The sequence below is a fragment of the Pseudomonas sp. KB_15 genome (assembly GCF_052114525.1).
In the GTDB taxonomy this organism is placed as follows: Bacteria; Pseudomonadota; Gammaproteobacteria; order Pseudomonadales; family Pseudomonadaceae; genus Aquipseudomonas.
In genome coordinates this window covers 108,238-120,882 of sequence record NZ_JBFREX010000005.1, presented here as the reverse complement: position 1 = coordinate 120,882, position 12,645 = coordinate 108,238, and the positions used below count along the sequence as shown (strand labels likewise).

Below are 12,645 nucleotides of genomic sequence, written 5' to 3'. Positions count from 1 at the left end.
AAGTAGGGGTTGCGTCGCATGTGTGGCATCGTCGGTATCGTCGGTAAGTCGAACGTCAATCAGGCGCTGTATGACGCGCTAACCGTCCTCCAGCACCGCGGCCAGGACGCTGCCGGTATCGTGACCAGCCATGATGGCCGGTTATTCCTGCGCAAGGACAACGGTCTGGTGCGTGACGTGTTCCAGCAGCGTCACATGCAGCGTCTGGTCGGTCACATGGGCATTGGCCATGTGCGTTATCCAACCGCGGGCAGCTCGACATCGGCCGAAGCTCAACCGTTTTACGTCAACTCGCCTTACGGCATCACCCTGGCGCACAACGGTAACCTGACCAACGTTGAACAACTGGCCAAGGAGATTTACGAATCTGACCTGCGCCACGTCAACACCAGTTCCGACTCGGAAGTGCTGCTCAACGTGTTCGCGCACGAACTGGCCCAGCGCGGCAAGTTGCAGCCGACCGAAGAAGATGTGTTTGCCGCCGTCACTGACGTGCACAACCGTTGCGTCGGTGGTTATGCCGTCGTGGCGATGATCACTGGCTACGGCATTGTCGGCTTCCGCGACCCGCATGGCATTCGCCCGATCGTTTTCGGTCAGCGCCACACCGACGAAGGCGTCGAGTACATGATCGCCTCGGAAAGCGTTTCCCTGGACGTGCTCGGCTTCACCCTGATTCGCGACCTGGCACCCGGCGAAGCGGTCTACATCACTGAAGAGGGCAAGCTGTACACCCGTCAGTGCGCGACCAACCCGTCCCTGACCCCGTGCATCTTCGAACACGTCTACCTGGCGCGTCCGGATTCGATCATCGATGGCGTGTCGGTCTACAAGGCCCGTCTGCGCATGGGTGAAAAACTGGCCGAGAAGATCCTGCGCGAGCGTCCGGATCACGACATCGACGTGGTCATCCCGATCCCGGACACCAGCCGCACCGCGGCGCTGGAGCTGGCGAACCACCTGGGCGTGAAGTTCCGCGAAGGCTTCGTGAAGAACCGCTACATCGGCCGGACCTTCATCATGCCAGGCCAGGCCGCGCGGAAAAAATCCGTACGCCAGAAACTCAACGCCATCGAGCTGGAATTTCGCGGCAAGAACGTGATGCTGGTGGACGACTCCATCGTTCGCGGCACCACGTGCAAGCAGATCATCCAGATGGCCCGCGAAGCCGGCGCCAAGAACGTCTACTTCTGCTCCGCGGCACCAGCGGTTCGCTACCCGAACGTCTACGGCATCGACATGCCAAGCGCTCACGAGCTGATCGCGCACAACCGTTCGACCCAGGACGTGGCTGACCTGATCGGCGCCGACTGGTTGATCTATCAGGATTTGCCTGACTTGATCGAAGCCGTCGGTGGCGGCAAGATCAAGATCGACAAGTTCGATTGTGCGGTGTTCGACGGCCAGTACGTCACCGGCGACGTCGACGAGGCTTACCTGAACAAGATCGAACAGGCACGCAACGATGCCTCCAAGGTCAAGACGCAGGCAGTCAGTGCGATCATCGATCTGTACAACAACTGAGTTTCTACCGGCCCTGAGGGGCCGGTTTTGTATCTGGCAAAAAGACTTTTATCTATCAAGAGCAGGGCAAGGAGTGACAGCATGAGTCAGGAATGGGATGCCGGTCGGCTGGACAGCGACCTCGAAGGTGTAGCGTTCGATACCCTGGCCGTACGTGCCGGTCAGCACCGCACGCCGGAAGGCGAGCACGGTGATCCGATGTTCTTCACCTCCAGCTATGTATTCCGTACCGCCGCCGACGCCGCTGCGCGCTTCGCTGGCGAAGTACCGGGCAACGTTTACTCGCGCTACACCAACCCGACCGTACGCGCCTTCGAAGAGCGCATCGCCGCGCTGGAAAGCGCCGAGCAAGCCGTGGCCACGGCCACCGGCATGGCGGCCATCATGGCCGTGGTGATGAGCCTGTGCAGCGCCGGTGATCATGTGCTGGTGTCGCGCAGCGTATTCGGCTCGACCATCAGCCTGTTCGAAAAGTACTTCAAGCGTTTCGGCATCGAAGTTGATTACGTTGCCCTGGCGGATCTGTCCGGTTGGGACGCGGCGATCAAGCCCAACACCAAACTGCTGTTCGTCGAGTCGCCGTCCAACCCGCTGGCCGAGTTGGTGGATATCGCTGAACTGGCGAAAATCGCGCACGCCAAAGGCGCGATGCTGGTGGTCGACAACTGCTTCTGCACCCCGGCCTTGCAGCAGCCGCTGAAAATGGGCGCGGACATCGTCGTGCACTCGGCCACCAAGTTCATCGACGGCCAGGGCCGTTGCATGGGTGGCGTGGTCGCTGGCCGCAGCGAGCAGATGAAGGAAGTGGTTGGTTTCCTGCGTACCGCCGGGCCGACCTTGAGCCCGTTCAACGCCTGGATCTTCCTCAAGGGCCTGGAAACCCTGAACCTGCGCATGAAGGCGCATTGCGCCAACGCCCAGCAACTGGCCGAGTGGCTGGAGCAGCAGGAAGGTATCGAGAAAGTCCATTACGCCGGCCTCAAGAGCCATCCGCAGCACGAGCTGGCGCTGCGCCAGCAGAAGGGTTTCGGTGCTGTCGTCAGTTTTGAGGTGAAGGGCGGCAAAGAGGGCGCCTGGCGCTTTATCGATGCCACACGCCTGATTTCGATTACCGCCAACCTGGGCGACAGCAAGACCACCATCACGCATCCGAGCACCACGTCCCATGGTCGTCTGGCGCCGCAAGAGCGTGAAGCGGCGGGCATTCGTGACAGTCTGATCCGCGTTGCGGTCGGTCTGGAAGACGTGGCGGACCTGCAAGCCGATCTGGCGCGCGGCCTGGCTGCGTTGTGATCGAGTTGTCTGCGCCGACCACCGGCTCAAATGGCCGCGTAGCGCTGGTAACCGGTGCTGCGCGAGGCATTGGTCTGGGGATCTCGGCCTGGCTGATCAGCGAAGGCTGGCAAGTCGTGCTGACGGATCTGGACCGGGAGCGCGGTTCGAAAGTGGCGAAAGTGCTGGGCGACAACGCCTGGTTCATCGCCATGGATGTCTCCAGCGAGGGGCAGGTTGCGCTGGGCGTGGCCGAGGTGCTCGGCCAGTTCGGGCGCCTGGATGCGCTGGTATGCAACGCAGCGATTGCCGATCCGCACAACATCACCCTGGAAAGCCTCGATCTGGCTCACTGGAATCGGGTGTTGGCGGTGAACCTCAGTGGGCCGATGTTGCTGGCCAAGCACTGTGCGCCATACCTGCGCGCTCACAGCGGCGCCATCGTCAATCTGGCCTCGACCCGCGCCGCGCAGTCGGAGCCTGATTCGGAGGCTTATGCGGCGAGCAAGGGCGGTTTGTTGGCCCTGACTCATGCGCTGGCCATCAGTCTTGGCCCGGAGATCCGGGTCAATGCCGTCAGCCCTGGCTGGATCGATGCGCGCGACCCCTCGGTGCGACGTGCCGAACCCTTGACCGAGGCCGATCATGCCCAGCATCCGGCGGGCAGGGTGGGGACGGTCGAGGATGTCGCGGCGATGGTGGCCTGGCTGCTGTCGAGGAATGCCGGGTTTGTCACTGGCCAGGAATTCGTGGTCGATGGCGGCATGACCAAGAAGATGATTTACAGCGAGTAGATCGGATTGGCATGCAGATATTGATGTTGCATGTGCTGCCGTCTTCGCGAGCAGGCTCGCTCCCACATTGAAACGCGATCCACTGTGGGAGCGAGCCTGCTCGCGATAGCGGTCTGACAGTTGCAGATCCTGTTGTGAATGACACAATTTTGTCTTTTTCAGAAAAACTTCAAGCAGGGTATTGACTTAGGTTCTCTACCTGCGTAAATTTCGCGGCCTCGGAGATGCAAACGGGTGATTAGCTCAGCTGGGAGAGCGTCTGCCTTACAAGCAGAATGTCGGCGGTTCGATCCCGTCATCACCCACCACTCCCGAGATACTTGCGAAAGCAAGAGGTAGGCTGAAATGCCTCCACCGACGCGCAGCGGTAGTTCAGTCGGTTAGAATACCGGCCTGTCACGCCGGGGGTCGCGGGTTCGAGTCCCGTCCGCTGCGCCATATCTGCCCCGAGGCCCACTGAACGCCTTGGAGCTACGAAGAAAGCCGCTGGTTTACTTCGAGTCGATAGCAAAAACCCTGGTCGAAAGACCGGGGTTTTTTGTTTCTGGTATTCAGGTTTTCTCCTCTCGCCTTGTTCCTGGTGGACCTTTCTGCATGCCTCGTTGCCGGAATGGCCTATCGGACGCTGACGACGCCGTCGTCCAGCGGCACCCCTCCAGCCTCACGCTACCGAAATTCACGGCTACTCTTAATGTGCTGCGTCGAATAGTCGCGTTTTTTTGATTTGCTGGTCAGTTTTTAGTTTTCCGTCAGGCCATAAGCCTATAAACTTAACCTTTCGGTCAGCTTTGCACTGTCAACAACAGCCCTTTGTATCGTCAAAAGGGGCTTCTGCAAGACTCGAGATTTTCCAGTACATAACCAGAAGGGCGGACCCCATAACCGCCCAGAGGATGATCCATGTCCAACCGTGATATATCCCGGCGCTCGTTCCTTCAGGGCGGGCTGGTAGCGGGCGTGAGCGTGACGCTCACGCCGTTGAGCAGCCAGGCGCTGGCCGCCTTGATGGAAAACAGCGTGACCGTGCCGTCCGAGCAGTGGCTCGGCAACAATGGCAAGGCGCGCGCCCGTAACGATGCCTTGTCCAAGGTTTGCGGCAGCAAGGTCTTTGCCCGTGACATCCGTGCCAAGGACATGCCGGGCTGGCCGCAGCAGCAAGGCCACGCCATGTTGCTGAAAACCATCAAGGCTGACCACATCTTTGCAGGCATTGACCTGTCATGGCTCGGTGCCGAGCTGCAGCCGGACCGCATCGTTACCGCCGAAGACCTGGTCAAGGACGGTATCGTGTTCCCTGAGGAGCACGCGCCCGATCCACTGCTGCCGGCCGGCAAGGTGCCGATGTTCATCGGGCACCCCGTGGCGATCCTGATCTGGAACGATTTCGAGCGTTTCCGTCAGGCCAAGAGCAAGCTCAAGTTCAATGACAAGGCGATTCGTTACGGTGCCCAGGTACCGTTCTACGAAGGCGATCCGTACGGCAGCTTCCGCTATGTGCGCGTCGGCGGTGCGACCTCGGCGGATGAAGATGAGTTCGCCAGCCTCAAGGACTCGATCCTGTTCCCGATGCTGAAAAACCGTCGTCCGGTGTGGAACTCCCAACCCAACCTGCACGGCAACCTGACCGAGCGCGGGTTGTTTTACGCCGAGCGCATGAAGCAGCAGATCGATACGCCGCCGGACAACTGGCTGGTGTTCGACGAGCGCTACAAGACCCCGTCGATCGAACCGGCCGCCATGGAGCCGGACAACGGCAACGGCTGGTACGACCCGGCCACCAAGACCCTGCATTTCGTCGTCGCCACCCAGTGTCCGCTGGAAGCGGCGACCGAAACCGCGAAGATGATCGCGCCGTCGCGTTTCGGCCTGGCCAACCTGAACATGCACCCGGGTTATACCGTCGGTTACGGCTCCAAAGACCACAACATTTTCGTCTATTACGCAGCGTTGGCGGCGTTGTACGGAGCGGGTGTGCCGGTGCGCCTGGCCAACGACCGCTACGAGCAGTTCCAGAGTGGCATCAAGCGTCACCCGTTCGACATTCGCTACCAATTGGCGGTGGACAAGAACGACCACAGCTTCAAGATCTTCCGCGCTGAAATGAGCGTCGACGGTGGCGGGCGAATCAACTACAGCCCGTCGGTGGCTGCGGTGGGCGCCACGGCAGCGCAATCGATCTACTACATGCCGCAGAACGATCTGCAGGTCACGGCCTATCACTCCCGCGCAGTGGAGGCCGGGTCGATGCGTGGTTACGGCACCCTGCAAAGCATGGCCTCGACTGAAATGATGGTCGACGAAATCGCCGATCGCCTCGGTATCGATGCCATTGAGCTGCGCCGCAAGAACGCGCTGCGCTCGGGCATGAAAAACACCCAGGGCGCGATCCCGGCCGGTGCCCTGCGCCTGCACGAGATTCTCGACAAGGCGGCTGCCCACGAGGTCTGGAAAAACCGCGACGCGATCAAGAAACAACGCGAAGCTGCCGATCCGGACAACTGGTACGGGGTGGGTTTCGCCATCTGCCAGAAAGACTTCGGCACCGGTTCCGAAGCGCCGATGGCCAGCATTGAATTCACTGCCGAAGGTCGCATCAGCCTGCGCCACATCGGTATCGAGATCGGCACCGGCATGTCGACCTCGCAGGCCATGGTCGTGGCCGATTTCCTCGGTATTCCGGCCCACGAAGTGAAGACCGGCGAAACCGAATGGAAAGAGTTGCAGCTGATCAGTGGCGGCAACCCGTACATCATGAGTCAGGCCGAGCAGGACAATTTCCTGCGCAATCCACGCTGGGTCGGCAAAGTCGCTTCGGCTTCGTCGGCAACCAACTCGGCGTATTACTTCAGCCACGCCACCCGTGAAGCGGCCCGCGTGCTGTTCAACCACGGCCTGTGGCCGGCGGCGCTGGAGATCTGGCGCCAAGGCCCTTACGGCGGCCAGGCCAACCCTTATGTGGTGCGCCGCGAAGACGCCCATTGGGTCGACGGCAAACTTACGGCCAACGGTATGGAGCCACTGCCATTCGCCGTGCTGGCCAAGCGCGTTCACGAGCGTGGCCTGGTGAGCGGCGCCACCGTGCATGGTTTCAACCGCTGGAGTTGGGCCGAGGCCGAGTTCAGCATCGACGGCGTGCGTGAGCGCTTGCCGCTCGACGGCTTAGCTGTGAAGTACGGCGACGGTGCACCGAAGGCGAAGAAGGCGCAGATGAACAGCACCGGTTTCCATCTGCTGGATCGGCAGAACATCGCCTACCCGGCAACCCAGTTGAACAACGCGGCGGTGACTTACTACAGCCCGGTGGCGACGCTGGTGGAAGTGAAGGTCAACAAAGGCTCGGCGGAAGTCTCGGTGCTCAACCACCATTCGTGGGTCGAGTGTGGTCGGGTGTTGGTGGAAGAGCTGGTCAGGGGCCAGCTCGAAGGCGGTATCGCCATGGGCATCGGCCATGCGCTGATGGAAGAAATGCCGCTGTACGAAGGCGGGCCGGGGGAGGGTGACTGGAACTTCAACCGTTACCGCCTGCCGATGGCGCGGCACGTTGCGGTGTGGAAACAGACAGCGGACATCCTGCCGCCATTGTCGCCAAGCGACCCGTCCAAGGGTATCGCCGAAGTGGTGATGATCCCGGTGGTTGGCGCCATCGGCAACGCCGTGGCCCATGCCATCGGTAAACGTGTCCGCGACCTGCCTATCACTTCTGCACGCATCAAGGAGGCCCTCAATGGCTAACCGTCCGCTTCAACTGACCCTCAACGGTCAATCCGTCGGCCCGGTGGACATCCCTGATGACCTGCCGATGATCGACTACCTGCACGAATACAAGAACCTCACCGGTTCGCGCCTGGGCTGCGGCCAGGGCATCTGTCACGCCTGCGTGGTGATCGTCGACAACCCTGACGGCACCAGCGAAGAAGTGCGCACCTGCATCACCGGCGCGCACTATTTCGAAGGCAAGAAGGTTCGGACCATCGAAGGCCATGCGACCCGCGACGAGCAGGGCAAGGTCACCGAGCTGAATCCGATCCAGCAGCGCTTCGTCGATGAATTCGCCTTCCAGTGCAGCTACTGCGCACCGGGCTTCGTCAATGCCGCGACCGTGCTGGTGGAAAAACTGCAGCGTCAGCCGATCGTCAAAAGCCAGCTGGAAAAAGTCATCGAGGACAGCCTCGGTCATCACATCTGCCGTTGCACCGGGTACGTGCGCTACTACAGCGCCACGCGCAACGTGCTGACCGATCTCGGCCTGGTCAAGGAGGGTTAAGCATGAAGCTTCTACTTAGCCGCCTGGCGTTGGCGGTTGGTCTGGCTGCGCCTGTGTTGCTGGCCCACGCCGATGATGCACAGGTCAAGCAAGGCCAATACCTCGCCCGCGCCGCCGACTGCATGGCGTGCCACACCGTGCCGGGTGGTGCGCCCTATGCCGGCGGTCTGCCGATCGTGTCGCCGTTCGGCACGATCTACGGCACCAACATCACCCCGAGTAAAGAGCACGGTATCGGCCTGTACAGCGATGACGAGTTCTTTGCCGCGCTGACCGAAGGCAAGCGCCGCGATGGCTCGAACCTGTACCCGGCGATGCCCTACACCTCGTATCACCTGATGCCGCGCGCAGATTCCGACGCGATTCATGCCTACCTGAAAACCGTCGAGCCGATCGAGCGTGCAGCGCCGGTCACCAGTCTGAGCTTCCCGTTTAACGTGCGCCTGGGCCTGATGGGCTGGAACATGATGTACGGCAAGGACGTGAAGCTGGAGCCGGCTGAAGGTAAAAGCGAGGCCTGGAAGCGCGGCCAATACATGGTCGATGTGCTGGGTCACTGTGGCGAATGCCATACGCCGCGCGGCTTGCCGGGTGCGATGCAACAAGACAAGCGCATGACCGGCGGGCTGCTCAACGGTTATCTGGCGCCGAGCCTGCTGGCCACTGACCTGGCGGCTCGTGGCTGGAGCCATCAGGACCTGAGCTCGTTCCTCAAGCACGGCATGAGCGCCCAGGGCACGATGTTCAACGAGATGTTCCCGGTCTTCCACAACAGCACTCAGGGCCTCAGCGATCCGGATCTGGCGGCGATGGCGACCTTCCTGCTCGGCGATCAGCCGCCAGCGGCGAAAGTGCTCACCGAAGTGCCGTTGGACAAACTGAGCCCAAGTGCCCAGCGTGGTCGTCAGGAATATTTGAATGTCTGCGCCGGTTGCCACGCTCCAGATGGCGAAGGCAAGCCGCACATCGCCGTGGCCATGCGTGGCAACACCACGTTGCGCCTGGAAGATCCGCGCAACCTGGTGCGGGTGATCGACGACGGTATCGGTGAGCAGAAGTTCTCCGGGTTCGAGCACATGCAACCGATGCCAGGGTTCGCCAGGAAATTGAGCGACGGGCAACTCACGGATCTGCTGAACTACCTGCGTCAGGGCTGGGGCGGTCAGCCGAATGATCTGGCGGTGAATGACGTGCAGAAGTTGCGGGCCGATGCGCCGCCGCTCGAGCACAAGGCCCACTGATATGCAGCATCTCGATCTGCAAGTGATACGCAGGGCGCTGGAGTGGTCGACGGCCGGTCAGCGCATCTGGCTGTGTACGGTGCTGGCCACTTACGGCTCGGCACCGCGCGCACCGGGGTCGCTATTGGCGGTGAACACGGATGGGCAATGGATTGGCTCGCTGTCTGGTGGCTGTGTCGAGGAAGACTTTCTCGAGCGAGTCGCCGAGGGCGCGTTTATGGAGCCGGTCAGCGTTGTTCGTTACGGTGAGGGCGACGATCCACGCTCCCGCGTCAGCCTGCCGTGTGGTGGGGTGCTGGATGTGCTGGTCGAGAAGCTTGACGCTGATTGCGAGGTGCAAGCGCATCTGCGGGAGCTGGAGTCGGCACTGTTAGGCCGGCGTCGGTTGATCCGCGAAGTTGATCTGCTCAGCGGTGCGCGCAGTCTGTTCGATGATCGTGAGCAGGGTGTGCGAATCGAGCGTGAAATCGACCGGGTGCGTGTGCGCGTCGGCGCGGCCCAGCGCTTGCTGCTGGCGGGGTATTCCAGTGTCGCTCAGGCCTGTGCGGAGTTTGCCGTGGGCCTGGGATTCGAGGTGATTCTGTGCGACCCGCGGGACGAAGTGCTGGAGGGCGTCGTGCTGGAAAACGTGGAGATTCGCCGCCAACTGCCGTCTGTGTTCATCGCTGATGGTGGTTGTCACAGCGATACGGCGGTAGTGGCGTTGACCCACGATCCACGTATCGATGACCTGGCGATGATGGAGGCGGTGCGCACCGAGGCGTTCTATATCGGTGTGATGGGCTCTATGCAGACCTCGCATAAGCGCTTCGAGCGCTTGCGGCGCATCGGTGGTCTGGGGGATGTCGAGTTGGGGCGGATCCATGCGCCAATCGGGCTGAACCTGGGCAGCAAGACACCAGCGGAAATTGCGTTGGCGGTGCTGGCCGACATACTGCGGATTCGCAGCGGTATCCCACGGGACCGGCTGTAACAGCACTCCCTTTGTGGGAGCGAGCCTGCTCCGGGCGGCGATCCGACGATGAGGCCGGCACGTCCAGCGTAGATGTCGCCTGCCAGTCCGCCATCGCGAGCAGGCTCGCTCCCACAATGTATTGCGTACTGCTTAGTACCCGAACCTGTCCCGCAATCCGTAATACCACGCACCCAATGCCGCAAACGGTGTGCGCAGCATTTGTCCGCCGGGGAACGGGTAGTGGGGCAGGTCGGCAAACGCGTCAAAACGCTCGGCCTGGCCGCGCAGCGCTTCGGCCAGCACCTTGCCCGCCAGGTGCGTGTAGGTCACGCCGTGGCCGCTGCAGCCCTGGGAGTAGTAAATGTTGTCGCCCAGGCGACCGACCTGAGGCAGACGCGACAGGGTCAGCAGGAAGTTGCCCGTCCACGCGTAATCGATCTTCACGTCCTTGAGCTGCGGGAAGGCCTTGAGCATCTTCGGCCGGATGATCGCTTCGATGTTCGCCGGATCCCGCGCGCCGTACACCACGCCACCACCGAAAATCAGGCGCTTGTCGCCGCTGAGGCGGTAGTAGTCGAGCAAGTAATTACAGTCTTCGACACAGTAATCCTGAGGCAGCAGGGTCTTCGCCAGTTCTTCGCCCAGTGGCTCCGTGGTAATCACTTGAGTGCCGCAAGGCATCGACTTGGCGGCCAGTTCCGGCACCAGATTGCCGAGGTACGCGTTGCCGGCGACGATGATGAACCTGGCTCTGACCTTGCCCTGTGGCGTGTGCACAACCGGGTTGGCGCCGCGTACGATGCGTACGGCCGGCGACTGCTCATAAATCGTCCCGCCCAGGGATTCAACGGCCGCCGCTTCACCCAGTGCCAGGTTGAGCGGATGAATGTGGCCTCCACTCATGTCCAGCATGCCGCCGACGTACTGATCACACGCCACCACTTCGCGGATGCGACGTTGATCCATCAGCTCGAGCTGGGTGTGCCCGAAACGCTCCCACAGGCGCTTCTGGGACTCGAGATGCCCCATCTGCTTGGCGGTCATCGCGGCAAACACGCCACCGTCCTTCAGATCGCACTGGATGTTGTACCTGGCGACCCGCTCACGAATGATCCGCCCACCCTCGAACGCCATCTGCCCCAGTAGTTGAGCCTGCTTGGGGCCGACCGTGCGTTCGATGACATCGATATCGCGGCTATAGCTGTTAACGATCTGGCCGCCATTACGTCCGGACGCCCCGAAACCCACCTTCGCGGCTTCGAGCACCGTGACCTTGAAGCCGTTCTCCAGCAGGAACAGGGCAGAGGACAGCCCCGTATAACCGGCGCCAATCACACAGACATCGGTCTCGACGTCATCCTGCAACGCCGGGCGCGGCGGCACCGCATTGGCCGATGCGGCGTAATAGGATTCTGGGTAGGGGGTGTTAGCCATCCTGCAGCCTCTGTTTAATATATTTTACGAGTGCGTTGATCCTACCCGAGTTGAAAATCGGCCGCCAGCCACCCGGAAAATCTTCTTTGTACCGCCAAAATTAAATATTTTGCATATTCATAGGGTTAGCTCGAAAAAAGGTGTTGACACCCCTCCGGAATTCCGTAGAATGCCGCCTCACAGCAGGCACGTAGCTCAGTTGGTTAGAGCACCACCTTGACATGGTGGGGGTCGTTGGTTCGAGTCCAATCGCGCCTACCAAACAAAATCCGCTCTGCTGGGCGGTCTGGAAGGGCTCACCGAAAGGTGGGCCCTTTTTTGTTGCCTCGTGTTTGGGCAAACAACCACCGCGCTACACCTTCAGGTCGGCTTTCACCTTCATGTAAACCACCGAGTCATCGCTGTGCCCTGCCTGGTAGTGCTCGGTCATCTTCACGTCCGCGTGACCGCCTTCCTCTATCCATTTTTTCAATTGTTGCAGACTCGGCTTGCAGCCGGCGTAACGCAGCTTCCTGTATTCGGCTGTGGACATACGACGGCACTGTTTTTGCCGCACCAGACCCCGTATCAGACACCGCCCGAGGAAATCGCCGCACTCAATGAAGCGCAGCGGCAGGCCTTTTTGGTCGCGGCCTCCCAAGCCATGGCGCCCATTCTTGTCTCGTTGCAATTGGGCGACGCCACGGATGACGAAACTCTCAACGCAAAGGCTTGGCAGGCGTATTACCGCGAGCTGAAGTTGGTTGATGTCACCGTTGCCAAACCAAGTACGACACCGGGTCGCTGGCCAAACGCCTGGGCAACACGCCGGAGGCTGACGGTGCCGGCCAGAAGTATCGCGGGCGCAGCCTGATCCAAATCACCGGGCACGACAATGACTTAGCCGGCAGCAAGGCGCTGTTTGGCGATGACCGGCTGTTGCGCACTCCTGAATTGTTGGAACTGGCCGAGTGGGCGGCCAAGTCGGCGGCGTGGTTCTGGAATTCTCGAAATCTGAACGCTTTGGCCGACGCCAAAGACTTCAACGGGATCACCCGGCGTATCAATGGCGGCCTGAACGGGTATGCCGAGCGGCTGGCCTTCTACAACATTGCGCTGAAGGTGCTGACATGAACTCCATCCTGCTGCGAATCCTTCCTTGTATAAGCTGCACTGGCTCTG

At 61.1% G+C, this 12,645-nt stretch carries 10 protein-coding genes, 3 tRNA genes and 1 pseudogene; 12 read left to right on the top strand and 2 right to left on the bottom strand.

The genetic code is table 11. From position 1 onward, the window contains the following. The first annotated feature begins 18 nt into the window (after positions 1-18). From purF to AB4Z35_RS08750, 9 genes are all read left to right on the top strand, one after another. On the top strand, positions 19-1,524 hold the full coding sequence (gene purF / locus AB4Z35_RS08790) for an amidophosphoribosyltransferase (protein WP_007975670.1): 1,506 nt from the start codon (positions 19-21) through the stop codon (positions 1,522-1,524). Between the two features lie 81 nt (positions 1,525-1,605). Beyond that, positions 1,606-2,817 carry an O-succinylhomoserine sulfhydrylase gene (locus AB4Z35_RS08785; RefSeq protein ID WP_007995100.1) on the top strand — a complete coding sequence of 404 codons (1,212 nt, stop codon included), beginning with the start codon at positions 1,606-1,608 and terminating at the stop codon, positions 2,815-2,817. Beyond that, the gene (locus tag AB4Z35_RS08780; RefSeq protein WP_442096694.1) at positions 2,814-3,590 is read left to right on the top strand and encodes an SDR family oxidoreductase; all 777 of its coding nucleotides are present in this window, start codon (positions 2,814-2,816) and stop codon (positions 3,588-3,590) included. Before AB4Z35_RS08785 ends, AB4Z35_RS08780 begins: the two co-directional genes overlap by 4 nt. 232 nt (positions 3,591-3,822) lie before the next feature. After that, positions 3,823-3,898: transfer RNA gene (locus AB4Z35_RS08775), tRNA-Val, on the top strand. 53 nt (positions 3,899-3,951) lie between these two features. After that, a tRNA-Asp gene (locus AB4Z35_RS08770) sits at positions 3,952-4,028 on the top strand. A gap of 462 nt (positions 4,029-4,490) precedes the next feature. Further along, positions 4,491-7,322, top strand: a complete 2,832-nt coding sequence (locus AB4Z35_RS08765; protein WP_442096693.1) for a xanthine dehydrogenase family protein molybdopterin-binding subunit — start codon at positions 4,491-4,493, stop codon at positions 7,320-7,322. Continuing rightward, on the top strand, positions 7,315-7,854 hold the full coding sequence (locus AB4Z35_RS08760) for a (2Fe-2S)-binding protein (protein WP_007982256.1): 540 nt from the start codon (positions 7,315-7,317) through the stop codon (positions 7,852-7,854). The genes AB4Z35_RS08765 and AB4Z35_RS08760 overlap by 8 nt, the downstream gene beginning before the upstream one ends. Before the next feature lie 2 nt (positions 7,855-7,856). Then, positions 7,857-9,095 carry a c-type cytochrome gene (locus AB4Z35_RS08755; RefSeq protein ID WP_442096692.1) on the top strand — a complete coding sequence of 413 codons (1,239 nt, stop codon included), beginning with the start codon at positions 7,857-7,859 and terminating at the stop codon, positions 9,093-9,095. A gap of 1 nt (position 9,096) precedes the next feature. After that, positions 9,097-10,068, top strand: coding sequence for an XdhC family protein (locus AB4Z35_RS08750; protein WP_442096691.1), 972 nt, complete (start codon positions 9,097-9,099; stop codon positions 10,066-10,068). 132 nt (positions 10,069-10,200) lie between these two features. Here AB4Z35_RS08750 and AB4Z35_RS08745 read toward each other — a convergent pair whose 3' ends face one another. Continuing rightward, positions 10,201-11,484, bottom strand: coding sequence for an NAD(P)/FAD-dependent oxidoreductase (locus AB4Z35_RS08745; RefSeq protein WP_007995106.1), 1,284 nt, complete (start codon positions 11,482-11,484; stop codon positions 10,201-10,203). Between the two features lie 184 nt (positions 11,485-11,668). Here AB4Z35_RS08745 and AB4Z35_RS08740 point away from each other — a divergent pair. Further along, a tRNA-Val gene (locus tag AB4Z35_RS08740) sits at positions 11,669-11,745 on the top strand. A 91-nt stretch (positions 11,746-11,836) separates the two neighbouring features. On the opposite strand, the gene AB4Z35_RS08735 is transcribed toward AB4Z35_RS08740, so the two are convergent. Then, positions 11,837-12,016 (bottom strand): hypothetical protein, encoded by a 180-nt coding sequence (locus AB4Z35_RS08735; RefSeq protein ID WP_442096785.1) that lies wholly within the window; start codon positions 12,014-12,016, stop codon positions 11,837-11,839. Here AB4Z35_RS08735 and AB4Z35_RS08730 point away from each other — a divergent pair. Together AB4Z35_RS08730 and AB4Z35_RS08725 are read left to right on the top strand one after the other, a co-directional pair. Beyond that, positions 11,957-12,337 (top strand): tail fiber assembly protein, encoded by a 381-nt coding sequence (locus AB4Z35_RS08730; protein ID WP_442096781.1) that lies wholly within the window; start codon positions 11,957-11,959, stop codon positions 12,335-12,337. The genes AB4Z35_RS08735 and AB4Z35_RS08730 overlap by 60 nt on opposite strands. Beyond that, positions 12,247-12,597: pseudogene (locus AB4Z35_RS08725) on the top strand (glycoside hydrolase family 19 protein); the annotation flags it as partial. The gene AB4Z35_RS08730 and the pseudogene AB4Z35_RS08725, both read left to right, overlap by 91 nt. Between the last annotated feature and the right edge of the window lie 48 nt (positions 12,598-12,645).

Coding starts and splice junctions, on each gene's coding strand:
- purF (WP_007975670.1), top strand. CDS start 19: ATGTGTGGCATCGTCGGTATCGTCGGTAAGTCGAACGTCAATCAGGCG.
- AB4Z35_RS08785 (WP_007995100.1), top strand. CDS start 1,606: ATGAGTCAGGAATGGGATGCCGGTCGGCTGGACAGCGACCTCGAAGGT.
- AB4Z35_RS08765 (WP_442096693.1), top strand. CDS start 4,491: ATGTCCAACCGTGATATATCCCGGCGCTCGTTCCTTCAGGGCGGGCTG.
- AB4Z35_RS08760 (WP_007982256.1), top strand. CDS start 7,315: ATGGCTAACCGTCCGCTTCAACTGACCCTCAACGGTCAATCCGTCGGC.
- AB4Z35_RS08755 (WP_442096692.1), top strand. CDS start 7,857: ATGAAGCTTCTACTTAGCCGCCTGGCGTTGGCGGTTGGTCTGGCTGCG.
- AB4Z35_RS08750 (WP_442096691.1), top strand. CDS start 9,097: ATGCAGCATCTCGATCTGCAAGTGATACGCAGGGCGCTGGAGTGGTCG.
- AB4Z35_RS08745 (WP_007995106.1), bottom strand. CDS start 11,484: ATGGCTAACACCCCCTACCCAGAATCCTATTACGCCGCATCGGCCAAT.
- AB4Z35_RS08735 (WP_442096785.1), bottom strand. CDS start 12,016: ATGTCCACAGCCGAATACAGGAAGCTGCGTTACGCCGGCTGCAAGCCG.